This is a genomic window from Nocardia sp. NPDC041819 (assembly GCF_055590505.1).
On record NZ_JBVJAP010000008.1, the window covers coordinates 328,497 to 350,198 of the forward strand.

Here is a 21,702-nt window from a genome sequence, read left to right on the forward strand (position 1 = left end):
CCAGCTCTGTCGACGACTATCAGAGGCTCGGCTCGAACCCCGGACTCGCCCATTATTCGGACATCGTCGGATCGTCGCGAGGCGGACGAATCGGCGCACGGGCGGTTCAGATGGGCCGGAAACCGGCGCCTACGTCATTACGGGCATCGATGTCGGTGAGAATGGCGTTGATGTCGGTTCCCACTTCGGGTCCGAGACACCCCATGCCCAAGTAGGCGTTGACCATCCCGACCAAAGTCGAACCGATCACCACCGGCGCGCCGGAGTCGCCTTTGAGCACACACATCTGAGTCCAGGTGTCGCTGCTGTCGCCCGTCATGTCGCCCCAGGCGACACCGCAGGTCTGGCCGGTGGTCCGGCCCTTCTTACAGACGACGTCGGGAAACCGCGCGGGAGCGCCGAGTCCGTCGATGAGGAACCCTCCGACCTCCCGAGCGGGAACCACCCGTGCGGCATCGAATTCGATGACCGCGTAGTCCAGTTCGTGATCGGCGTAGACGAATCGACCCAGCACCCCATAGCCGGGATAGGTCACGGACGTGACGCGCGCGCCGGGTTCGCCGCAATGTCCCGCCGTCAGACCGACCAACCGGCCGGCCGCGTCGTGCCCGATGGTGGTGAGCGTGCATTCGGCTTCGTCATCGATCGCGATGCCCGATCCACCGCCGATCGGCGGCAGCGGCAACTGCGGAACACCGGCCGCCGCGCCGGCGCCCACCGAGACCGGGCCGCACGCCAGCGCCGCCGCGGCGACGACTTTCAGCAGTGAACGAGTCATTGTTCCTCCAACCGAGCCGAGCGGAATCCCCGCGACCCGGCCCGAGCCGCACCCGCAGCCGGCGAACCCGGCATACGCATCGCCTCCCACCACCGAAGTCCAGGACCCACGCAAACTTACGCGCGTTCCCAGTCCGAGCTACCCACGTGAACGAGATGGAAACGGGGCCTGGCATTCTTCCCCTCCGCCACGCCGGATCGGCTGTGTCGCAGAGCCTTTCCCGGACGGTCGTCGAGCGCCGTATAGACCGCTGCCAGCGGCCTCTCGACGCCCCTGGAACTCGCACCACCGAGCGACTGGTTTCGCTGGCCCAGGCGTTCGATGCCGCCGAGGGAAAGGACGTGCGCATCGGCGGCGGTGTCGCCGTCGTCCGGGAGTTCCTCGACGCCGATCTCATCGACACGATGCATATCGCTGTCGCGCCGGTAGAACTCGGTCGCGGCGAAAGGCTCTGGGCGAGCCCCGACGAACTCGTCGACCGGTTTCACCTGGAGCGGATCCCGAGCCCGAGCGGAGTGGTGCACCACGTCTTCTGGCGACGCTGACCGCTGCTGACAGGTGCTGCGACTCAGGCGCTGCGGGGCATCGGCCGAGCTACCGGGTTGACGATCAGTCCCGCCTCCCACGCGCGCTCGATGACTCGCGCGACGTCGATACGCCGCACCTCGCGGATCTCCGGGCTCGCCAGGAGTTCCCCGATATAGGCGACGACATGCTCGGCGAGCAGGGAACGCACATCACCGAGCCGACCGAGGAGCCGGGCGGGGGCATCCACCGCGCGGACCCTGATGTCCACCTGCTCCTCGCTCACCTCCTCGGTACGGACTAATACCGCGCACGGGTCCTCCAGCACCAGCTCCACTCGCATGCGCACCCGCACCGCCGCGGCGAACCGCCCGATGACTCCGGCGAAGTCCGCCCGCAGCCGAAGCGTGATCGGCACGTCCACGGCGACGTCCCAACCCTCGTCGTCACACACTTCGGCCCAGACCTTCCCGGGCCGACCCGTCGCGGTGACACCGACCAGCCCGCCGGGACCGGCATGAACCGGGCCCACCTCGATACGCTCACCGAGGATCTGCGCGATGACCTCCGCGACACGGTCCGGACGAGCAACCGATTGCAACATCTGTTGCGCGAACCGCGCACGCGCCCACTCCGTCGCAGACCATTCTCGGTCCCCACGGCTATTGATCTCAGGCATGAGCCACCTCCGTTCACCCAGCCCGCGTATACCCCGCAAACGGGAACAATCACCCGGCTCGGCGTCACGCCCTACCCCGGTTGGGGACTATCCGATCTTTGTGGATGCGACCGCGGTCCGACTGGCCGACCCGACGCGGGCGAGCGTGCACGCGGTGGACGGCTTCGGCCCGGAAGTGCCGCTCGAGATCGAGCATGACGCGCTGCGGTTCCCGATCTCACCGACTCCGATCTTCATCGCCCCCTCCGGTTAGCCTGGATGGGTGGGAGTGGTCGGGTTCGAACGGGATCGCGGTGCCGGTTGGGATTTCGGACGTGCGACCGCGGGTGGGGCGGCGATGATCGGGTTCCGTGATCGCGGGGGCGGCGAGCTGGACCTGCGGGTCACCGGGATACCGGCGGTCACGGTGCTGTTCGAGTTCGGCGGCAGCGAACTGGTCGTCGAGAGCAATGGCGGCAGGCGGGCATTCGCCGGGTTCGTTTCGGGGTATCCGCCCGGAACGATGCGTATCCGCGGTGAGCGGGTCGAGTGTGTCGAGGTGCGGTTGACACCGGCGCGGGCCTATTCGTTGCTGGATATCGCACCGGCGGAGCTGGGCCGCGCGGCGGTCGTCGGCGTGGAAGACCTCTTCGGACGTCGGGCGCAGTGGCTGCGCGAGCAACTCGCGGATGCGGCGACATGGGAACAGCGCTTCGCGCTGACGCGATCTTTTCTGCTGCGATGTGCCGACCCGGCACGGACACCGGACGCGGAAGTAGTCGCCGGCTGGAATCGCATCCTCGCCGACCGCGGACAGGTCACCGTCGGCGAACTCGCCGCATCGTGCGGATGGAGCCGCAAGCGGCTGTGGGCGAGGTTCGAGTCCCAGATCGGGCTGACGCCCAAGCGCGCCGCCATGCTGGTCCGATTCCGTCACGCCGTGGAAGGGCTGGTGGCCGGCCGCCCCGCCGCCGAGGTCGCCGCGACCTGCGGCTACACCGACCAGTCCCATCTATCGCGGGACGTGTCGAGCTTCGCGCAGGTCACCCCGGGGGCGCTGGCCGCGGAACCGCTCACCGCCATCTCCGCGCACCGCTACCGGGCGTGGGGAACATTTTTCCGGTAAGCGTTCTCGACGTCCGGGGCTCAGGCCACGGCCTCCCACGCGAACCCGTCGGGGTCGGCGAAGGGCCCGATATCGCTGCCGATGGCGATCCGGTGCGAGCCGGCGCCCTCCGGCGAGACGCCGGCATCCTTGGCGGCGGCACGACGCCCGTAGAGCGCCAGCTTGACCGACGACGACGGGGCATCGAACTCGACGTATTTGCTGCCGAAACTTTTCGCCACGGTCAGGCCGCGATCGACGTAGAACTGCTTGGTCGCCTTGACGTTGTCGACCCCGAGCAGAATCACGAAATCGTCGATCTCCCGGGTGGCCGGGCCGGTGTCCTTCTTCGCCGACGTCGCGATTTTCCAGATCGCCCCGTCCGGAGCCTGGACGACGCCGCCATACCCCCAGAAGCTCTTCTTGGCCGGCTTCAGCGTCGTCGCTCCCGCGTCGAGCGCGGCGCCGACGAGGCTGTCGACGGTGCTCGGCTGCGATACCACGAGCGAGAGGATGAAGCCGCGGAACCCGTTCGTCGGCGCCTCCGAGGCGCGCACGCGCACCTTGTCGCCGAGCTCGAACGCGGCGGCGTAGAAGCTCGCGCCGGTCGCGGGATCGGGCATCTCGAGAATGACGGAGTCGATAGTGGGCTGCTCGGTGGTGGTATCCATGGCGATAACGCTAGTTACTGCTCGGCGACCGGCGCTTCTCGATTCCTGATCGTTGTGGGCAGCCGATTCGGCGCGCACGAGGACTATGCGGGATCGGTGACCAGTTCGGGTTCGCTCGATGCGGGGTGGTCGTGCCGGAACAGCAGCAGCGAGGTGGCCAACAGCAGCACCCCGGAGACGGCGATGGTGGCACGTGGGCTGGTGACCGTCGCCAGCAGTCCCCAGCGCGGTCAGGGCAGCGGTGGTGGCTCTCGTGGTGATCGACCACGCCGACAGGTGCGGGCGACACGGTCGCTCGGGGTGTGGCCGGAGTCGATAGGTGGCTATCAGCGTCCCAGTGGCCAGCAGGCGCGCAACGTCCCGCTGACGAGCATCACGCGATGACGACCGAATCGCGCTGCCAGCGGGCGAGCGAATCGGGAACCGATCACACCGCCGACACAGGGTGCGGCGAAAGCAAGACCGTATTGCCAAGGCGCGAACCCGAAATCGCCGACCAGCAGTACGGCCAACGGTGGCTCGGTCGCCAGGATCAGCCCTGAGAAGAGAACCGAATCGGCCATCGGATCAGGTGCGGACAACCTCGTGGCCGCTCGACGCCGCCGTCGAATTACCACGGAGCCGGCCCGCAAGCCGCTACGGTCCCATTGGGATGCGGGTGTCCACCCCCTGAGGGCGCCCCCACCCACCCGGGGGGTGGGCGCCCTCCACCCCCCGGGGCCCCATAGGGGGCTCATGTGGGCTCGGCCTGCACCGATCAGGTCAGGCCGGCACTCCCGGACAATCCCACGCTTCGACCGGATCGCGGGAATACCAATGCCCGGTCCATTCCCTGCCCGACTCGAGGGCCTCGTAGAAGTCTTCGTCGTCGGGCAACTCCGGGCCGTGGGCATAGACGACACCGGGATGGTCACCGTGGAAGCGGCGGGCGCGCTCGACCGCGCGAGCCGACCGCTCGGCGATGTAGGCGCGCTGGGTGATCAGCCACTCCTCGCTCGTGCGAGCTCCCGGGCCGCCGTAGTCCAACGGGTAGTGCATCTGATACTCCAACCGCGCCAACTGCTCACCCGCGTGCTCGTACAGCCACACGATCCATCCCGGGACCAGCGGCTGCGCAGCCAGCGCACGAACAGCGAATCCTTCGCGCGCGGTCGGGCTTTCCGGATCACGCCACGCCGCGGCGGTGACGCGGGCGTCCGCGGCGAAGTCCATGCTGCTCCGGCCCCGATCTTTCCGATGCCTACCACCCATAGCCGATAACTCTAAATCTCGGCACCGACCCCCGACCACGGTTCGCTCCAAGTTGGCCCGCGACCGGCCGTCCGTGCCGCTTCCGCCGGACAGTTCGTCGGCATCCACGGTGGGTGCCAGGACATTTCCCGGCGAAACGCCCGCCGCCGAATCGATCTCACCAGCAGCTATGAGCGCTCACGAGCAGCTATGAGCGCCGGACTCGCCGGCGGGCCACGCTGATCAGCCGAAGGGGCCGACCATGAGCGTGCCTGCTCGAACCCGGGCCGCGCGGCCCCGCGCATACGCGATGACGTCCTCCGCGTAAGCTCCCTCGTCTCCTTCCGCGAAGCACGACCGGAATCGGATGAGTGCTTCTTCCAGTCTCGGTCCGGGGCCGCCGTCGGCGAGCAGGACGACGATCGCCTCCCACGTTCGGATTCGCGGGTCCGGCAAGGCCAGAAGTTCCTCCAGGTAGCGACCGGGTTCCAGCAGCCGCAGCGCACGGCGCGCGTAGGCGTGTACGCGCCGGGGCAGTGCGGCGCGGACGGCGTCGACGTCCGCTTGCCGCGCCTGGCCCGGGTGTGCCGGGTCGACTCGCAGCGACCACAACTCGGTCAGGTCCTCCGCCATACCGTGCTCGTCGATCAGGCCGGGGCCGCTCGCCTGCTCGAGCGGCGCGGAGGGGAGGCCCTGCTGAGCGTTGCGCCAGTTACAGAACTCCCACCAAGCGGTGGGTGTGGCACTCAGAGTCAAGCCGAACCTCAACTCCTGGCGGCCATCGGTCCAGGTACGCAGTGTCCGGCTGCGGCCGACCGAGGCCACGCCGCCCGCCGCCACCCGCACCCACTTGGCCTCCGGTCCCTCGAAGCCATACGGCTGCACGAGCTTTCGCGCGTCGCGTGTCAGTCGGCGCAGCGCCGCGTCCGGTTCGACCATGTCGGCAGATTAACCGGACACACCGACACACCGAATCAGGACCCGAACGCTCCATACTTCGCGGATCCCGCCACCACCCTGCGCGCTCCCGATGATCCGCGCGGTTCATGCCACACTGGCGTAGATGGAGCGAGTCAACGCTTTCCACGACGAGAAATCCTCGCCCGCGTCCGGCGGGAAGAGCACACGCACCGTGATCGTGGCCTTCGGCGCCAATATCGCGGTGGCGGTGGCCAAAACGGTCGCGGCGACCCTCTCCGGCTCGGCGTCGATGGTCGCCGAGGCCGCTCATTCGTGGGCGGACACCGGCAATCAGATCTTCCTTCTCGTCGCCAACCGTCGAAGTGCGCGTACCGCCGACGCGAAGCGGCCCCTCGGGTATGGGCGGGAGGCGTATGTCTGGTCATTGCTTGCGGCGGTCGGGCTCTTCGTCGCGGGCGCCGCGGTGTCGGTTTGGCACGGCATCACCGAACTGCTGCACGAAGGACAGGGCGAGCAAGACTATGCGATCGCCTACCTCGTGCTCGGGATCGCCTTCGTCTTGGAGGGAATCTCGTGGCTACAGGCCACCCGGCAGCTCGGCGGCGAGGCCGAGAGTCTCGATCAAGACATCCTCGAATATGTGCTCGAGACCTCCGACCCGACATTGCGCGCGGTCTTCGCCGAGGACAGCGCGGCACTGATCGGCATCGTCATCGCCTTCGCGGGGATGGGACTGCACCAGCTCACCGGCGTGGCGGTCTGGGACGCGCTCGGATCGGTGCTCGTCGGTGTGCTTCTCGGGGTGATCGCCGTGGTGCTCATCGACCGCAACCGGCGCTTCCTGACCGGCGAACCGGCCTCGCCCGACCTCCGCGCCGCCGCGGCCGCCCGCATCGAGAAGATGCCCGAAGTGGCCTCGGTGCGCTTCGTGCGCTTGGAATACGTCGGCCCGCGCCAAGTCTTCCTGGTCGCCAGCGTCGATCTGATCGGCGACCCGGCGGAGTCCAGCATCGCCCTCACCCTGCGCGCGCTCGAACGCGAACTCGAACGCAACCCGCACATCGCCGACGCGGTCCTCACGATCGCCGCTCCGGAGGACGCCGACTGAAGGCGGTGGAGCCGACGTCCTCCGTGGACCTGATCGCGGCGCGACCGAGTCGGTTTCGCGCTACACGGGCCGCGACCTGGCCCGAGCCACGGACGAGTCGGCGGGCGGCGAGTACGAGCACGGGCGAAGACGATCGGCTCCTGCGGCGTGACCCGGCCCGGATCCAGAGATCCGGGCCGGTGTCCGCGTGCCGATCAGTTCGTGATGCTGTCGAACATGCCCGGCTGGTAGGAGCCGCCCGGCATGCGCGTCATCACGCCGAGCCGGTTGGCCGCGTTGATCATGGCCACCAGGTAGATCAGCGCGGTGACCTGGTCATCGTCGTAGTGCTTGCGCACCTGGTCCCAGGTCTCGTCGGAGACGCCCTGGTAGGCGTCGGCGAGCCGGGTACCCTCCTCGGCCAGCGCCAGCGCGGCGCGCTCGGCCTCGGTGAACACGCTGGACTCCCGCCAGGCGGCGACCAGATTGATCCGGACCGCGGTTTCACCCGCCGCCGCCAGCTCCTTGGTGTGCACGTCGGTGCACCAACCGCATCCGTTGATCTGGCTGGCGCGCAGTTCCACCAGTTCCAGCGTGGACTTCGGCAGCGGCGACCGGAGGATCGCCAGGCTGGTGGCGGCGAACCGCTTGCCGATCTCGGCGCCGAGTTCGTTGTCGTTGAGATCGAAACGGGGTCCCATGTCGTGGTCCTCACTCGTGGTGTTGCGTGCTGCTGCACCGAACGAACACCAGACGTAAGCTGCCCGAGCCTCGTAACAACGCGCTGATGTGACGTGCACCACTATGTCCCGGTGTTACAAGAGGGCGAGATCAGGCGTCTGGTGGGTGACCAGTCGACAGGAAACAGGAGTCACACCATGGCCGGTACATCGCGGCGCACGCCCGGCGAGACCGACGAACGCCCCGCCCCCGCGACCGAGGCGTTCGTCGCTCATCGGAACCTGCTGTTCACCGTCGCCTACGAGATGCTCGGCTCCGCCGCCGACGCCGAGGACGTCCTCCAGGAGACCTGGTTGCGGTGGGCGGGCGTCGATCTCGGCATCGTCCAGGATCAGCGCGCGTACCTGGTCCGGATCGTCACCCGCCAGGCGCTCGACCGGCTGCGCGCGCTCGGCAGGCGCAAGGAGTCCTACGTCGGGCCGTGGCTGCCCGAGCCGCTGCTCACCGCGCCCGATGTGGCCGAGGACGCCGAACTGGCAGAGAGCGTGTCGATGGCGATGCTGCTGGTACTGGAGACCTTGACGCCGATCGAGCGGGCGGTGTTCGTCCTGCGCGAAGTGTTCGATCTGGCGTACGACGAGATCGCCGAGGCCGTCGACAAGAGCCCGGCCGCGGTCCGCCAGCTCGCGTACCGGGCGCGGGCGCACGTCGCCGCACGCCGTCAGCGCGGAGTCGTATCAGCAGCCGAGACCCGCAACGCACTCCAGGCATTCCAGCGAGCGATCGAAACGGGCGATTTGCGGAACCTGCTCGACATCCTCGCGCCGGATGTCGTCCTGCTCGGTGACGGCGGCGGTGTCGTGCAGGCCACGCTGTCGCCCGTCATGGGAGCCGACAAGGTGGCCCGGGTGCTGGCTGCCGGACTCGGCAGGCTCGCCGCGGCAGCAAGGCAACCGGTACAGGTCAACGGCTACCCGGCGCTGATCGTCCGGGTGAACGGCGAGATCGACACCGTCCTGGCGCTGCGCATCGACGACGGACTCGTCACCGGGCTCTACGCCGTGCGCAATCCCGAGAAGCTTTCCCGCATGCAGCGCGAAACCGCCCTGTGCCGCTGACACCAGGACCGGGCGCACCGGCCGCCACTGTTTACTGGTGATGTGCCACCGGCCGGTCTGCGGAATCGATGATCGCCACTGCTGTTTTCATAAGCGGGCCACTCCGCCATGACCAGCTGAAGACAGGCATCGTCGATCTCGCCCGCGCCGAAGAACTCGGTGAGCGCGGCGCGTTCGCGGGCGCGCCCGCGTAGAGGTCCGGCATCGGCGCTCCGGCGTTGTAGACGGCGTCGAGGACGGGATCGTTCCACACGCCGCCGGACAGCACCGCCCAGCGCGCCACCAGCACCGGTAGCGCGGGCAGACCGTCCTCTGCCACCGCGCCGAACCAGCCGGACTTCTACCGCTCAGCGTCGGGCCCCGCCACCTCTCCGGTCTCTCGGCCGGAACGAACCGATAACGGTTCTGTCGTGTGGGTCGGCAAAACCGCCCTGCCGCCGGGCGCCGGTGGAATGCTTCGACCGCGGACGGTCGGTCGACTGCTCGTGGCGCACGGCCACCCGCCATGAATCGCCGGAATGGCCGGCGGCACAACGGGAAAGGCGGGAACCATGCGGCTCACAGTGGTCGGCGGAACCGGGCGGATCGGCTCGCAGGTGGTTCGGAAGCTGACCGCCGCCGGGCACGATGCCATCCCCGCGGCGATGTCCACCGGTGTAGACCTGATCACCGGGAAAGGCCTGGACCGGGCACTGGAAGGCGCCGAAGTCGTGATCGACCTGGCGAACTCGCCGACCTTCGACGAGGCGTCCCTCGACTTCTTCCGCACCTCCATGGACAACCTGCTCGCCGCCGGACAGACCGCGGGTGTCCGCCACCAGGTCGTCCTCTCGATCGTGGGAGTCGACCAGGTGCCCCAGCTGGACTACTACCGGGCCAAGACTCTCCAGGAGGAGCTGCTCCGGCAGGGGCCGGCGCCGTACTCCATCGTTCGCGTCACCCAGTTCTTCGAGTTCATCGAGGCGGTGCTGTCCTGGACCGCCGACGGCGACACCGTCCGCTTGCCCGCCACCCCGATCCAGCCGATCGCCGCCGCGGACGTCGTCGACGCGGTCGTCGAGGTCGCCACCGGCGAGCCTTTGCTGGGGATTCGTAACTTCGCGGGTCCGGACGTCTTCACCCTCGACGAACTCGGCAGGCTCACCCTGGCCGCCCAGCACGATGACCGGACGGTCGTCACCGACGACACCGCGGGCATGTTCGCCGCCGTCACCGGGGATGTGCTCACCGCGGGGCCGGACGCACACCTGGCATCGACGCACTACCGGGATTGGATCCGAGAAGCGCACTGAATCCCGTTACGCCACCGAACGGCGGCCTCGCGCAGGAGTCGTGGCGCTCAGGCGAACGGCCAGCGGGTCAGCCGGTCCTCGGCGCGCGACTCGTAGGGCCGTGCGCCGAGTGCGCGCGCCCGGTGCCGCGCCGCGACCACCTCGTCGTGCGCGCCAGGCAGACCGAGGATTCCGCGCGCGGTACCGCGATAGAGCCCGGACGGCCCGAGGCACACCAGTCCGGGCCACTGCACGAGCAGCGTCTCACCCCACCCCTGGGTCAGCGGCTCGAGTTCGGCGGTGAGCTCGGCCACCCGGTCGCGCCACCGCGGCGCGCGCTGCCCCACCGCGAGCAGCGCCTCGAGCAGCAGCGGCACCCGCACCACAACCCGCGGGCCGCGCCACCTCCCCGGCAGGGCGACAACCGACTCGATCGACGACATCGCCCGGTCGTGGTCACCCATCTCCGCCGCGGCCATCGCGACCACCAGCGCGAAGTCCTCGTCGAAGTCCTCGGCCATGCGGTCGGCGTCGGCCAGCACCTCGGCGAGGCGTCCCCGGTGCCACAGTTCGATCGAACTGCTCGTCAGCACCGAGGCCTCGGCGAGCAACCGGGCCTGATCGTCGACCGTCCCGAGATCGGCGGCGAATTTCGTCATCAGCGCCCGGGACCGCTGGTAGTCACCACGCAGCACGGCGAGCATCACCTGCCACCACAGCTGGGTCGCCGCGAGGTCGGTGCCGCCGCCGGAAGCGAGCCGGGCGAATTCGGCCGATAGCCTGCGGACCAGTCGCATATCGCCCGCTTCGAGGGCACAGACACGGCGCAGATGGACCGCCGTCGCCCGCGCCGCGCGGTCGTGGCCCGCGAGTTCTTCCAATTCCTCGGCGATCTCGCGCCGGTCGGCGACGGTCGTCGGGTCCCAGGTACACACGAACTCGGCCAGCAGCACCTGCGGCCACGACCGGCTGCCCGGTGCGCTGCGCGCCCGCGCGTCGGCCAAGACGTCGAGATCGCCCGCCAGACCGTGGATCGCGCGGTCGGCGGCCTCGATCGCCTCCACCTCGGCGACCAGATCGGCGTCGAGATCGAGGCGATGGGCCAATGCCTGTGCTCGCAGCCCCGACGAACCGGCTTGCACCACACCGTAGCCGGAGAAGTACCCGGCGACGCCGCGGGGCGCGGCCAGCAGCGCGGTGCGCGCCAGCCCGGCCCAGTCGCCGCGCTCACCGCATCGCCACCCGGCCCGGTCGAAACACGCGGCGGCCGCGTCGAAGTGGCCGAGGCGGTTGTGCGCCTGTCCGGCGAGCCGATCCAATTCGACGGACAACTCCACGTCGCCGGATCCCGCGTGCCGGATCCCGCGGGCGGCGAGTTCGGCGCATTCGGTAGCCGCGTCGCGTCGCAGTGCGTCCCGCGCCGCGGCGGCACAGACCTGCGCCGCGGCCGGATCCAGCGAATCGAGCGCGGCGGCGCTGTGATGCAATGCCCGTGCCGCGAGCGCATCGGGCCGCAGGTCGGCCAGCGCGACCGCGATCCGTTTGTGCAACAGGGCGGTTCGTACCTCGCCGATCGTGGCCAGCACGGCGGCGCGCACGAGTTCGTGCCCGAAGGCGACGGCGCCGCCCTCGACCGACACGACTCGCGCGGCGACGAGCTCGCCGATCCGTTCATCGAACCGCGGCGCGCCGTCGGCGGCGGCGGCCAATCCGACCGGCGCGTGCGGGCCGATGACGGCCAACACCTCGGCGAGCGCCCGCGCCGCAGGCGAAACGGCGCCCAGCTTCGCCGCCGTGATCTCGGTCGCCGCCCCACCGACATCCAACCGGCGACCGGTTCGGACGAGGTCGCACAGTTGCGCCGCGACGAACGGGCTGCCGCCACTCACCTGGACGATCTGGGCACGCACCCGCGGACCGGCCGAAACCACGTCGGCGCGCACCAATTCGTCCACCGCGGCGTCCGACAACGGCGGCAGGTCCACCGCCACGTGGGCGCCCGCGGAGTGCAGCAACCGCACCGCGGCGTCCACCTCGACCGGGAGCGGCTCGGGCCGCACCGTGAGCAACAGCAGGACCGGATGGCCGCGCAGTACGCGCATGGCCGCCGCGATCATCCGCACCGAGTCGGGATCGGCCCACTGCACGTCATCGATGACCGCGACCATCCGGCCGGTCTCCCGTGTCACCTCCGCGAAGAGCGCGGCGAGCGCCCGCGGTGTCGGGATCTCGGGAACCGCGCGCCCGGCCAGTGCCGCCTGATCCAGCCACGGCGTGAGCGTCGCCAGAGCGGGGGAACCCACCCCGCTGCTGCCCGCGGTGAAGAAGGCCGCGTCGCCGTGGCGTCGCACGGTGTCCTCGATGACGGCCGTCTTGCCGCTGCCGGCTGCGCCGCGCACGGTGACGACGGTCAATCCCCGCTGTGACCGGTCGCGGGCACGGTCGAGGACTGCGGCGATGTCGTCACGCCCGACGAGTGCCGAGCGCCCCGGCGGCGAGAGCGTCGGCGGGTTGCGGATCTCGTGCTCGATCCGGGTGGTGTCGGGCGCGGGATCGAGCCCCAACTCTTCGCGCAGCGAGCGCCGCAACCGGGTGAGCACGTCGAGCGCCTCCGGGATCCGTCCGCAGTCGCGCAGCGCCAGCGCCAGCAGCCGTGCCGTGCCTTCGCGATGCGGATGCCGCTCGCGTTCGTCGGTGAGCAGGGTGACCGCGTGCCGGGCCCGGCCCAGCACGATCAATCCCTCGGCGCACAACTCGACCAGTTCCGATCGCAACTCGTCCAGACGCGTGCGCTCGGGAGCGAGTTCGGCGATGTCGCCGACATCCGGCAGCGCGGCGCCGCGCCACAGGCGCAGCGCGCGCTCGAGTAGAGCCACGGTGCGTTCGATGTCACCATCGGCGTGTGCCGCCCTCGCGTCCCTGGACAGCACGTCGAGCAGGTCGAGGTCGGTGCCCGAACCGCCGCACCGCAGTGCGTAGCCGTTGGGGCCCGTCTCGATCCGGACGTCGGGGAGCGGCCGCAGCGCCCGGCGCAACCGTGACACATAACCCTGGAGGGTGACCAGGGCGCTGTCGGGCGGTTTTCCGCGCCAGAGCAATTCGCACAGATAGTGCGCGCTGCGGGCGGTGCGCTCGGCCGCGAGGACGACCAGGAGATCGGCGTGTTTGCGCGCCGGGATGGCGATGCGGGCGCCGTCCGGGCCGCGCACCTCCAGCGGACCGAGCACCGCGATGGCGGGTGAGTCGTCGCCGGACCCGCCGCGCACCAGCGTCACACCAGCGCCCTCGTCGACTCTTGGCTCATGACACACACGCAAGCACTCCTGCCAACCCCGGCCACCGGCGACGATGGGACCGTCGGCGGCCCCTCTCGCGAGACTGTAACGCGGATGTGCGGCGCCGCGCTGACCATCGGCGGCGCCCTGTGCATCGCGGGCGGCTCACTGCACCCGATCGTCGCGGGCAAGGGCCATTCGGTCGAAGCGCTCACCAGTCCGGGTACGCCGATCGCGCAGATCCTGCTCGGTATCGGAACCGTCCTGCTGGTGTTCGGCCTGCCCGGCATGTACGCGTGGCTGCGGCGGCGACTGGGCGCGGCCGGGTTCGTCGGCACGGTCGCCTATCTGCTCGGCAATATCGTCACGGCAACCGGACATCTCACCGTCGAACTGTTCGTCGCCTACCCTTTCGCGTCCGATCCCGCGACCGCGCACCTGATCGCGGGCAACGACAACATGATCGACACGACCGCGTTCGCGCTGTTCAACTCGATCGGCGGTCTGGTCATGCTGGCCGGAATGGGCCTGCTGGGCGCGAGTTTGCTGCGCCACCACGCGGTTCCGCGCTGGATCGCGGTGCTCACGCTGCTCGGCATGGCCGGCTTCTTCCTCCCCATCCCCGCCACCCAGGGGCTGTCCGGATTCATCTACGAGGCGCCGCGCGGTATCGCCGTCGCCGCCATCGGCGTCCTGATGCTGCGCAGGCCCGGCGGATTGCACCGCTGGGCGAAGCGCACGCGTGGCCCGGTCGCACCGCCGACCGCGTGACCGGGCCGCCCGGGATGTCGTCACCGCCGCTGATCCCGGCCGCGGTGACGACATCCCGGCTCATTCGCTCGCTGCCGTTGCCATGGACATCGCCCAGAAATCGGCGTACCGGCCACCCCGGCGCACCAACTGGTCGTGGCTGCCCTCTTCGACGATCCGGCCGTTGTCCAGGAAGACGATGTGATCGGCGCGCTGGACGGTCCGCAGCCGGTGCGCGACCAGCACCACCGTCCGGCCCGCCATCAGGCGCTCGATACCGTCGTGCACAGCCGCCTCGTTCACCGGGTCCAGCGCGGAGGTCACCTCGTCCAGCAGCACGATGGGCGCGTTCTTCAGCAACGCTCGTGCGATCGAAACCCGTTGCCGCTCACCGCCGGACAGCAGCGCTCCGCCCTCGCCGACATTCGTCGCCCAGCCGCCGGGCAGCCGCTCGATCACCTCGTCCAGCCGGGCGGCGGCCGCCGCGGCCCGCACCTCGGCGTCGTCGGCATCGGGACGGCCGAGGCGCACGTTCTCCTCGATGGTGCCGTCGAAGAGATAGACGTCCTGGAAGACGATGGCGAACCGCCGCATCAACACATCCGTGCCGATCGCGCGCACGTCGACGCCTCCCACACGCACCGTGCCGTCGTCCACGTCGTAGAACCGTGCGAGCAATTGCAGCAGTGTGCTCTTGCCCGCACCGGATGGTCCGACGATCGCGACTCGCTGTCCCTCGGGTACCGACAGCGAAACGTCGTCGATCACGGTGCGACCGCCGTGCCGGAAGACGACGGACTCGAACGCCAGGTCGTGACCGGTCGGTGGGATCGGCCTGCGAGGTTCCGGCAGCGGCTCGGTGCGCAACACCGTGTCGAGACCGGCCAGCACGGAACGCGCGCCGCGGAGTTTGCCGCCGATCTCCGACAGCGACAGCAGCGGATCCGCGCAGCGGGCGGCCAGCACCAGGATGGTCAGGATCTCCGCCGCACCGATGTGCCCGCCGAGCGCAAGGTAGGCGCCGAGGGCCAGCAGCGCGGTGAACATCGTCTGGACCGTGAGCGTCAGTCCCACGATGCCGGGCAGCGCCGACAGCATGGCCCGGCGGGAGGCGCGTTCGAGTCCCGACAACGAATCGTCGAGCATCCGGAATCGTTCGGCAGTCCGGCCGCCGGCGCGCAGCACCGGCTGCGCCTGAAGGAATTCGATGACTCTCCCCGTCGCCTCCTTCACGCGTTCGGTCCGTTCGGCATCCGCGGCGGCCATCGAGCGTCCCGTCCAGAGCTGGATCACCGCCACGACCGGTACGGCGGCCAGCGCGGCCAGCCCCATGCGCCAGTCGTAGGCGAACATCACGGCGACGATCGTCAGCGGCGTCACACTCGCGGAGATCATCGGTGCGAGCAGATGCGCGATCACGCTCATCGCCTGCAGCACACCCTCGCTCGCGAGTACCGAAACCTCCCCGACGCGGCGTGCGGTGAACCAGCCGAGGGGCAATCGGGCCAGGCGATCGCCGAATCGGCGATAGACACCGCGCAGCAGCGTGGTCCCGACGAGGAACCCGGACAGATCGCTGCGATAGCGCAGCGCCGCGTAGCCCGCGATCGCCGCGCCGAAGGCGATCAGCCAGGGCCAGGCGTCCGTGGGCGTGTCGCCGAACAGCGCCCGCAGCAGCGGAACCAGAAACGCGTAGGACAGGCCTTCCGCTATCGAGGTGGCCGTCATCATGGCCACGGTGCGACGTACGGGCCGCGCGTACTCGCGTCCAAGCACGCGCAGCAGCATGCGAATCATCGGGGCTCGCCTCCTTGCGATGTCTGATCGGCGACGTCCGTGGGCCGCCGCGTGGTCGCGTTCCACTGCCTGCTGCGTGGCCCGAGTTCGCGCCGTAACACGCCGCCGAGGGTTTCGACCACATCGGTGCGCGCGGCTCGGTGCGATCGCCGGAATTCGGCGAACTTCCCGTTCTGCGCCAGCAGTTCGGCGGGCGTGCCGCGTTCGACGACCGATCCGTTCTCCAACATCACGACGGTGTCGGCGTCGGCGATGGTCTCGAGACGATGCGCGATGACCAGGATTGTGCGATCGCCCTTCAGTGTCGTCATGGCTCGGCGCACGGCCTGTTCGGTCTGCGGGTCGGCGAAGGCGGTCGCCTCGTCGAGCACGAGAACGGGTGCGTCGGCCAGCAGCGCGCGGGCGATCGAGATCCGCTGCGCCTCACCGCCGGACAATCCGGTATCGGCGCCGAGCACCGTGTCGTAGCCGTGCGGCAGCTCGAGAATCCGGTCGTGGATGTTCGCCAGCCGGGCCGCGCGCACCACGTCGTCGAGGTCGGCCCGCGGTACCGCCAGCGCGATGTTGTCCGCGACCGACGCGCGCAGCAGGCGAACATCCTGGAAGACGAAGGAGACCATCCGGTAGAGCTCCCGGCTGCCGAGTCGGCGCAGGTCGACACCACCCAGCAGGACCGAACCGTGGGTCGGATCGAAGAATCGGGGCAACAGCTGCACCAGGGTGGATTTCCCGCTTCCCGACGGCCCGACGATGGCGGTGACCGTACCCGGCTCGAGCACCAGGTCGATCCCCCGCAGCACCTCGTGATCGGCGTCGTAGCCGAATCGGACGTCACGCAGCTCCACCCGGTTCCCTTGCGGTGCGACCGGGAGCGCGGGCTCCGGTAGCGACGGCACCGCGAGCACGTCCCGGATCCGGCCGACCGCGCGCCGCGCGGCCTGTAGATCGTCGAAGCCGTGACCCAGCGCCGCGACCGGAGCGGTCAGGCCGAGCCCCAGCAGCAGGAACGGCAGGAGATCCGCCGGAGCCAGGGATCCGACCTGGACCAGGACCGTGCCGCCGATCAGCACGACCAGCAGCACGAACGGCGGCGACAGCACCACCTGCATCGCCGCGCCGATGCCGGCGAGACCGTGCACCATGCGCAGAAAGGAGTCCGCGAAATCGTCTGTAGCCGTGCGGAATCTCCGGTGGGCACGCTCGCCGGAGCCGAACGCCTTGACCACCGAGATGCCCTGCACGAACTCGACGGTCGCATTCGCGATCCGGCCCATCCCCGCGTCGAACTCCTTCTGTGCGTGCAGCCGGGCGGGGGTCATCATGAGGGGGACCAGCGCGACTGCCAGCACCACCGGTATCAGCGTGATCAACGTCAGGCGCCAGTCGACGGTGAACAAGTAGATCAGCGAGACCAGCGGCACGACGAAGGCCGCGACCAGCTCACCAGGGGTGTGGGCGATGAGCGGGTGCACGGCGTCGACGTCCTTGCCCACGATCGTCGCCAGCTCGCCCGTGCGGCGGCGGGAGAACCATCCGATCGGGACCCGGCCCAGTCGTGCGGCCAGTTGCCTGCGCAACGACAGCTGCACCCGGCTGTCGAGAAGATGCCCGAGTCCGGACGACGCGGCCGTGCACAGCAGCCGGACGAACAGTCCGGCCGCACCCGCGAGCACGATCATCCGGACATGTCCGTGATCGATCGGATTCGGCGACAACAGCGTTCGGCCCAGTTCGACCACCGCGAGCAACGGCGCCAGACCAGCGACCGCGCCGACGATCTGGAGGACGACGACGGCGGCGAAACCCCCGAGGTATGGGCGCAGCAACTCCGTCGCGCTCCGCCGCGCCGAGGGTTCGGCAGCCGATGGGGGTGGGGTGGACTGCTTGCTCGCCTCGGCGAGGTCGATGGTGCTCATCGTTCTCCGGCCTTCATCGATCACTGTGCGGCTGAATGCTTTTGCGAGCCGGTCGAGGCATCGGCCAGGGCGCGGCGCAGCACAGCGGCGAGTTCGGCGCTCTGGCGCTGGGACACCTCGGCGGACAGGATCGCCTGCGACCCGTGGAATGTGCCGGGCCACTGGTGCAGCTCGACCGGCACGCCCGCCCGCAGCAGGCGCAGCGCGTAGTCGATGTCTTCGTCGCGGTTCGGGCAGAACTCGGCGGTGGCGATGTAGGCGGGTGGCAGACCGGATAGATCCGTGGCCCGCGCGGGCGCGGCGTACGGTGTGGCAGGCGTGGAACCCAGGTAGTGCTGCCACATCTGAGCCACCTTCGCCCGGGTCACGAAGGGCGTATCGGTGAAATTACGCGCCGACCACGCCTGCTGCCGGTCATCGAGGACGGGTTGGTTGAGCAGCTGGAACCGGATCGGCGGCCCTTGCTGGTCACGCGCCCGCAACGCCACCGCCGTCGCGAGTCCCGCGCCGGCGCTGTGGCCTCCGATCGCGATCCGCGCCGGGTCGATGCCGAGTTCGGCCGCGTGCTCGGCCGTCCAGGCCAGCACCGCGTAGACGTCGTCATGGGCGGCGGGGAACGGATGTTCCGGCGCCAAGCGGAAGCCCACCGAGATCACCGTCGCGCCGGAATTCTCGGCGAGCATCGTGGCCCACGGATGTTCGGTGTCCAGATCGCCCATCACGAATCCGCCGCCGTGCAGCCAGATCATCGCGCCTCGCGCCCCGCGTGGCCGATAGATCCGTATCGGCACATCGACGTCGCCGGGCACCGTGCGATCTTCGATCCGCAGGTGCGCGGTGGCCGGTACCGGGATCGCGGCGGCCAGCTCGGCGAGGCGTTTGCGGGCGGTGACGGGGTCGCTCAGGTCGGCCGGGGGGAAGAACGAGACAGCTGCTTCGAGTTCGGGATCCAAGATCATGCCGTCGATCGTCGCGCTCGCCGGGCATGCTCGGCTTCCTGCGACGGGAGTCGCTGTCTACGTGAATACGCGTATACGAATAGCGATCGGCTGCGTCGGTCGTCGTAGCCGGGCGCGCATCCGGTTCACGAAATCACTCACCGCGACAACGATGTACCGCGACGACCACCCCGACGAATCGCGGGGATCTCGTGCACGCACCGCTCGCTGCCCGGGGGCCGCGCCGGCACTCGGACGCGGAGGAACCCGATCTCTAAGGGGTGGGATCACTCAGCCCGGTCTGGTAGGCGATCACGACCAGCTGCGCGCGGTCGCGCGCACCCAGTTTCACCATCGCGCGGCTGACATGGGTGCGGGCGGTGGCGGGACTGAGAAACAGCGCGGCGCCGATCTCGTCATTGCTCATGCCCTGCCCCACCAGGGCCAGCACTTCGCGCTCACGGTCGGTCAGCACGGCGAGCCGGTCCTGCGCGGACTTGGCGGCCCTGCGCTGCGCGGTGAACTGGCCGATCAGGCGGCGGGTGATCCGGGGTGCGAGCAACGCGTCACCGGCGGCGATCACCCGGATGGCGTGCAAGAGCTCGGCGGGGCCCGCGTCCTTGAGCAAGAATCCGCTCGCGCCCGCCTGCAAGGCGTCGAAGACGTTCTCGTCGGTGTCGTAGGTGGTGAGAATGAGCACCCTGACCCGCTCCATCCCGGTGGCCTGCGCGATCTGGGCGGTGGCGCGGATCCCGTCCAGGCGGGGCATGCGGATGTCCATCAGGACGACGTCGGGGCGAGTGGCACGAGCGAGTTCGACAGCTTCCGCGCCGGTGGTGGCTTCACCGACCACCGTGATGTCGTCCTCCAGGTCGAGCAAGACCTTGAAACCGGAGCGGACCAGGCGTTCGTCGTCGGCGAGCAGAACCTTGATCGGAGGCGTCGAGTTCACAAGCGCGATCCGACCGGAGTCAGCGGCAATCGGGCCGTGACCTCGAACCCGCCGCCGGCACGCGGCGTCGCGTCGAGTTCACCGCCGAGCAACCGGCAGCGTTCCCGCATCCCTACGATGCCGCGGCCGGTCGGGTTCGAGCCGCCCGCGTGCGCCGGGACGCGCGCGGCGTCGCCGCGGCCTTCGTCGATCACTCGTATCCGCAAGGCGTCGATGCCGGGGTCGAGCGCCACCGTCACCCTGGTCGGGCCGACGTGCCGGATCACGTTGGTGATCGATTCCTGCACGATGCGGTACGCGGCGCTGCCCACGGCGCTGGGGAGCGGCGTCACCGGGGTGGTCTGCTCGAACGCGATGTCGAGCCCGGCGTCGCGGGCCTTGCCGACCAGTTCATCGATCTGGCCGAGACCGGGGTAGGGCTCGCGTTCGTCGCCGTCGCGCAGAACGCCGAGAATGGCTCGCATCTCCCGTAGTGCCCGCGAACTGGTCTGTTCGATGGTGCGCAGCGCTTCGCGGGCCTGTTCCGGTCGCTTGTCGAGCACGTGGGCGGTGACGCCGGACTGCACGTTGATGATGGCGATCGCGTGGGCGACGGTGTCGTGGACTTCGCGCGCGATCCGCAGCCGTTCGGCGTCGACGCGCGCCCTGGCTTCCTCGTCGCGGGATCGTTCGGCCAATTCTGCGCGCTGTTGCGCGTCGGCGGCGATGACCCGGCGGGATCGGACCGACTCGCCGAGGATCGTGCTGATCACCGACGCGCCGATCCGGAAGAACACCCAGCCGATGGCCACCAGCGGCTGGATGTCCGCCGCGGCGATCAGCCAGCCGAGGGCCAGCACCGTGATGCCCCCACCGGCGACCAGCAGCGATCGCCGCCCGTCGCCATAGGCGGCGAGGGTGTACAGGGCGACGAAGAGGCCCAGATAGGAAAGCCGGTCGGGGAAGCCGAGACCGAAATAGACGACACTCGCCACCCCCGTGATCACGAACACCGCGACCGGCTGGCTGCGACGCGCGGCGACGGCCAGGCCGCTGACGATCAGCAGGGCGTATCCGAAACCCGACACCGGTGTGTAGGCCGGCTCGAGCGGCACCGGGATCGCGGCGCTCAGCACCTGGATCACGGCGACGAACAGCGCCAGCAGGACATCCGGGAACCAGGCGGGCCGACGCGAAATCCAGGCAGACAGCCGTCGCGACACCGCCCGCAGAACCATGCCGTGAGGGTACGGCATCCCCGAGTTCGCGCGCTCCCGCCCGAGCGCGCGATCGGCTACGACGACCGACGCAGCCGATCGCGCTTTCCCTACGCGTATTCACGTAGACAGCGACTCCGGCCGCGACGATCCTCGGACCGATCCGCCCGGGCGCGATCGGCTCCGCTGTCTCGCCGCTGCCTCGATGGCGTGCCCGGGCGAGTCCGCGCCGGCGGGATTCACTTCCACAAATCGCCGCAAGGCAGCGTCGGCAACCCGACGTGGACGTCGTCATCGATGGTGACGATCAGCTCCGGATGGCTCCGCGCCAAGTTGGCGGCTACGCTCCCGGCCTGTTCCGCACACGCTTGGTAGTCCAGGACCAAGGCTCCGGATTCGATGTGGATATGCCGGAAGTGCTGGGGGGTTGTCATATCGACGGCACCGTTCGATCCGTGGGCGGCATCGACCCGGCGTACCCCGCTCCACTTCCGGACATCGATCGCTTCGCGGTCGAGCCATGCGGCGGACCGAGCGTCCTATGGCTCATGCTTGCCGAACTCCTCACAACTCAGGACGGAATACACTGCTCATCCCGCACTGCCCAGCCGCGCTATTGGCGCGGGACTACTCATCGCTACCGGCGGCAGGCTCGAGAGCGCATCGGCGTGCGCTTCGTCGCCGACCGGCCGAGGACCGGCCCGGAGACTCGTCCGGGAACGGCCTCGCGCTCGCCCGGGGTCAGCGGTGTGGTTGGGTCATGTCCCGGTTCATGGTGGGCAGTTCGATACTGATCGGCATCCGCAACTCGGCCAGATACACCAACGCCGCCC

General features: G+C 69.6%; 21 protein-coding genes and 1 pseudogene. 8 read left to right on the top strand and 14 right to left on the bottom strand.

Annotated features, from left to right (window positions below; genetic code table 11):
* Positions 1-106 precede the first annotated feature (106 nt).
* Complete coding sequence (locus ACZ6DL_RS23860) at positions 107-778, bottom strand: chymotrypsin family serine protease (protein WP_466054275.1); 672 nt, start codon at positions 776-778, stop codon at positions 107-109.
* A 305-nt stretch (positions 779-1,083) separates the two neighbouring features.
* Between ACZ6DL_RS23860 and ACZ6DL_RS23865 the strand changes: the two are divergent.
* A pseudogene (locus ACZ6DL_RS23865) lies at positions 1,084-1,323 on the top strand (dihydrofolate reductase family protein); the annotation flags it as partial.
* Positions 1,324-1,346: 23 nt separating this feature from the next.
* Here ACZ6DL_RS23865 and ACZ6DL_RS23870 read toward each other — a convergent pair.
* Entirely contained in the window at positions 1,347-1,982 is a 636-nt protein-coding gene (locus tag ACZ6DL_RS23870) for a hypothetical protein (RefSeq protein ID WP_466054277.1), read from the bottom strand.
* A 100-nt stretch (positions 1,983-2,082) separates the two neighbouring features.
* Between ACZ6DL_RS23870 and ACZ6DL_RS23875 the strand changes: the two genes are divergently transcribed.
* Together ACZ6DL_RS23875 and ACZ6DL_RS23880 are read left to right on the top strand one after the other, a co-directional pair.
* A complete protein-coding gene (locus ACZ6DL_RS23875; protein ID WP_466054279.1) occupies positions 2,083-2,235 on the top strand; it encodes a hypothetical protein in 153 nt (50 codons plus the stop codon).
* Positions 2,236-2,244: 9 nt separating this feature from the next.
* Complete coding sequence (locus tag ACZ6DL_RS23880) at positions 2,245-3,087, top strand: helix-turn-helix domain-containing protein (protein ID WP_466054280.1); 843 nt, start codon at positions 2,245-2,247, stop codon at positions 3,085-3,087.
* 20 nt (positions 3,088-3,107) lie between these two features.
* Here the strand turns inward: ACZ6DL_RS23880 and ACZ6DL_RS23885 are convergent, their stop codons facing one another.
* Positions 3,108-3,737, bottom strand: a complete 630-nt coding sequence (locus ACZ6DL_RS23885; RefSeq protein WP_466054281.1) for a VOC family protein — start codon at positions 3,735-3,737, stop codon at positions 3,108-3,110.
* Positions 3,738-4,117: 380 nt separating this feature from the next.
* Between ACZ6DL_RS23885 and ACZ6DL_RS23890 the strand changes: the two genes are divergently transcribed.
* Complete coding sequence (locus ACZ6DL_RS23890) at positions 4,118-4,279, top strand: hypothetical protein (RefSeq protein ID WP_466054283.1); 162 nt, start codon at positions 4,118-4,120, stop codon at positions 4,277-4,279.
* A 220-nt stretch (positions 4,280-4,499) separates the two neighbouring features.
* Here the strand turns inward: ACZ6DL_RS23890 and ACZ6DL_RS23895 are convergent, their stop codons facing one another.
* Entirely contained in the window at positions 4,500-4,949 is a 450-nt protein-coding gene (locus ACZ6DL_RS23895) for a hypothetical protein (protein ID WP_466054285.1), read from the bottom strand.
* Between the two features lie 261 nt (positions 4,950-5,210).
* Positions 5,211-5,906 carry a hypothetical protein gene (locus tag ACZ6DL_RS23900; protein WP_466054287.1) on the bottom strand — a complete coding sequence of 232 codons (696 nt, stop codon included), beginning with the start codon at positions 5,904-5,906 and terminating at the stop codon, positions 5,211-5,213.
* Positions 5,907-6,030: 124 nt separating this feature from the next.
* On the opposite strand from ACZ6DL_RS23900, the gene ACZ6DL_RS23905 reads away from it, so the two are divergent.
* Complete coding sequence (locus ACZ6DL_RS23905; RefSeq protein ID WP_466054289.1) at positions 6,031-6,996, top strand: cation diffusion facilitator family transporter; 966 nt, start codon at positions 6,031-6,033, stop codon at positions 6,994-6,996.
* 194 nt (positions 6,997-7,190) lie between these two features.
* Here the strand turns inward: ACZ6DL_RS23905 and ACZ6DL_RS23910 are convergent, their stop codons facing one another.
* Positions 7,191-7,676, bottom strand: a complete 486-nt coding sequence (locus ACZ6DL_RS23910) for a carboxymuconolactone decarboxylase family protein (RefSeq protein WP_466054291.1) — start codon at positions 7,674-7,676, stop codon at positions 7,191-7,193.
* A gap of 177 nt (positions 7,677-7,853) precedes the next feature.
* Here ACZ6DL_RS23910 and ACZ6DL_RS23915 point away from each other — a divergent pair, with 177 nt between their 5' ends.
* Entirely contained in the window at positions 7,854-8,774 is a 921-nt protein-coding gene (locus ACZ6DL_RS23915) for an RNA polymerase sigma-70 factor (RefSeq protein WP_466054293.1), read from the top strand.
* A gap of 31 nt (positions 8,775-8,805) precedes the next feature.
* On the opposite strand, the gene ACZ6DL_RS23920 is transcribed toward ACZ6DL_RS23915, so the two are convergent.
* A complete protein-coding gene (locus ACZ6DL_RS23920) occupies positions 8,806-9,093 on the bottom strand; it encodes a hypothetical protein (RefSeq protein ID WP_466054295.1) in 288 nt (95 codons plus the stop codon).
* A gap of 232 nt (positions 9,094-9,325) precedes the next feature.
* Between ACZ6DL_RS23920 and ACZ6DL_RS23925 the strand changes: the two genes are divergently transcribed.
* Positions 9,326-10,066 carry an SDR family oxidoreductase gene (locus tag ACZ6DL_RS23925; protein ID WP_466054297.1) on the top strand — a complete coding sequence of 247 codons (741 nt, stop codon included), beginning with the start codon at positions 9,326-9,328 and terminating at the stop codon, positions 10,064-10,066.
* Between the two features lie 47 nt (positions 10,067-10,113).
* Here ACZ6DL_RS23925 and ACZ6DL_RS23930 read toward each other — a convergent pair whose 3' ends face one another.
* A complete protein-coding gene (locus ACZ6DL_RS23930; protein WP_466054299.1) occupies positions 10,114-13,320 on the bottom strand; it encodes a BTAD domain-containing putative transcriptional regulator in 3,207 nt (1,068 codons plus the stop codon).
* Positions 13,321-13,347: 27 nt separating this feature from the next.
* Here ACZ6DL_RS23930 and ACZ6DL_RS23935 point away from each other — a divergent pair, with 27 nt between their 5' ends.
* The gene (locus ACZ6DL_RS23935) at positions 13,348-14,091 is read left to right on the top strand and encodes a hypothetical protein (protein ID WP_466054301.1); all 744 of its coding nucleotides are present in this window, start codon (positions 13,348-13,350) and stop codon (positions 14,089-14,091) included.
* 60 nt (positions 14,092-14,151) lie between these two features.
* Here ACZ6DL_RS23935 and ACZ6DL_RS23940 read toward each other — a convergent pair whose 3' ends face one another.
* The 6 genes from ACZ6DL_RS23940 to ACZ6DL_RS23965 form a co-directional block, all read right to left on the bottom strand.
* Positions 14,152-15,867 carry an ABC transporter ATP-binding protein gene (locus ACZ6DL_RS23940; protein ID WP_466054303.1) on the bottom strand — a complete coding sequence of 572 codons (1,716 nt, stop codon included), beginning with the start codon at positions 15,865-15,867 and terminating at the stop codon, positions 14,152-14,154.
* A complete protein-coding gene (locus ACZ6DL_RS23945) occupies positions 15,864-17,783 on the bottom strand; it encodes an ABC transporter ATP-binding protein (protein WP_466054305.1) in 1,920 nt (639 codons plus the stop codon). The genes ACZ6DL_RS23940 and ACZ6DL_RS23945 overlap by 4 nt, the downstream gene beginning before the upstream one ends.
* Before the next feature lie 20 nt (positions 17,784-17,803).
* Complete coding sequence (locus ACZ6DL_RS23950; RefSeq protein WP_466054307.1) at positions 17,804-18,742, bottom strand: alpha/beta hydrolase; 939 nt, start codon at positions 18,740-18,742, stop codon at positions 17,804-17,806.
* A gap of 253 nt (positions 18,743-18,995) precedes the next feature.
* A complete protein-coding gene (locus ACZ6DL_RS23955) occupies positions 18,996-19,673 on the bottom strand; it encodes a response regulator transcription factor (protein ID WP_466054309.1) in 678 nt (225 codons plus the stop codon).
* Positions 19,670-20,890 carry a sensor histidine kinase gene (locus tag ACZ6DL_RS23960; protein WP_466054311.1) on the bottom strand — a complete coding sequence of 407 codons (1,221 nt, stop codon included), beginning with the start codon at positions 20,888-20,890 and terminating at the stop codon, positions 19,670-19,672. Before ACZ6DL_RS23960 ends, ACZ6DL_RS23955 begins: the two co-directional genes overlap by 4 nt.
* 218 nt (positions 20,891-21,108) lie before the next feature.
* Positions 21,109-21,303: a hypothetical protein gene (locus ACZ6DL_RS23965; protein ID WP_466054313.1), complete on the bottom strand. Its 195-nt coding sequence runs from the start codon at positions 21,301-21,303 to the stop codon at positions 21,109-21,111.
* Positions 21,304-21,702: the final 399 nt, after the last annotated feature.

Coding starts and splice junctions, on each gene's coding strand:
- ACZ6DL_RS23860 (WP_466054275.1), bottom strand. CDS start 778: ATGACTCGTTCACTGCTGAAAGTCGTCGCCGCGGCGGCGCTGGCGTGC.
- ACZ6DL_RS23870 (WP_466054277.1), bottom strand. CDS start 1,982: ATGCCTGAGATCAATAGCCGTGGGGACCGAGAATGGTCTGCGACGGAG.
- ACZ6DL_RS23885 (WP_466054281.1), bottom strand. CDS start 3,737: ATGGATACCACCACCGAGCAGCCCACTATCGACTCCGTCATTCTCGAG.
- ACZ6DL_RS23890 (WP_466054283.1), top strand. CDS start 4,118: ATGACGACCGAATCGCGCTGCCAGCGGGCGAGCGAATCGGGAACCGAT.
- ACZ6DL_RS23895 (WP_466054285.1), bottom strand. CDS start 4,949: ATGGACTTCGCCGCGGACGCCCGCGTCACCGCCGCGGCGTGGCGTGAT.
- ACZ6DL_RS23900 (WP_466054287.1), bottom strand. CDS start 5,906: ATGGTCGAACCGGACGCGGCGCTGCGCCGACTGACACGCGACGCGCGA.
- ACZ6DL_RS23905 (WP_466054289.1), top strand. CDS start 6,031: ATGGAGCGAGTCAACGCTTTCCACGACGAGAAATCCTCGCCCGCGTCC.
- ACZ6DL_RS23910 (WP_466054291.1), bottom strand. CDS start 7,676: ATGGGACCCCGTTTCGATCTCAACGACAACGAACTCGGCGCCGAGATC.
- ACZ6DL_RS23915 (WP_466054293.1), top strand. CDS start 7,854: ATGGCCGGTACATCGCGGCGCACGCCCGGCGAGACCGACGAACGCCCC.
- ACZ6DL_RS23925 (WP_466054297.1), top strand. CDS start 9,326: ATGCGGCTCACAGTGGTCGGCGGAACCGGGCGGATCGGCTCGCAGGTG.
- ACZ6DL_RS23935 (WP_466054301.1), top strand. CDS start 13,348: ATGACACACACGCAAGCACTCCTGCCAACCCCGGCCACCGGCGACGAT.
- ACZ6DL_RS23940 (WP_466054303.1), bottom strand. CDS start 15,867: ATGATTCGCATGCTGCTGCGCGTGCTTGGACGCGAGTACGCGCGGCCC.
- ACZ6DL_RS23945 (WP_466054305.1), bottom strand. CDS start 17,783: ATGAGCACCATCGACCTCGCCGAGGCGAGCAAGCAGTCCACCCCACCC.
- ACZ6DL_RS23950 (WP_466054307.1), bottom strand. CDS start 18,742: ATGATCTTGGATCCCGAACTCGAAGCAGCTGTCTCGTTCTTCCCCCCG.
- ACZ6DL_RS23960 (WP_466054311.1), bottom strand. CDS start 20,890: ATGGTTCTGCGGGCGGTGTCGCGACGGCTGTCTGCCTGGATTTCGCGT.
- ACZ6DL_RS23965 (WP_466054313.1), bottom strand. CDS start 21,303: ATGACAACCCCCCAGCACTTCCGGCATATCCACATCGAATCCGGAGCC.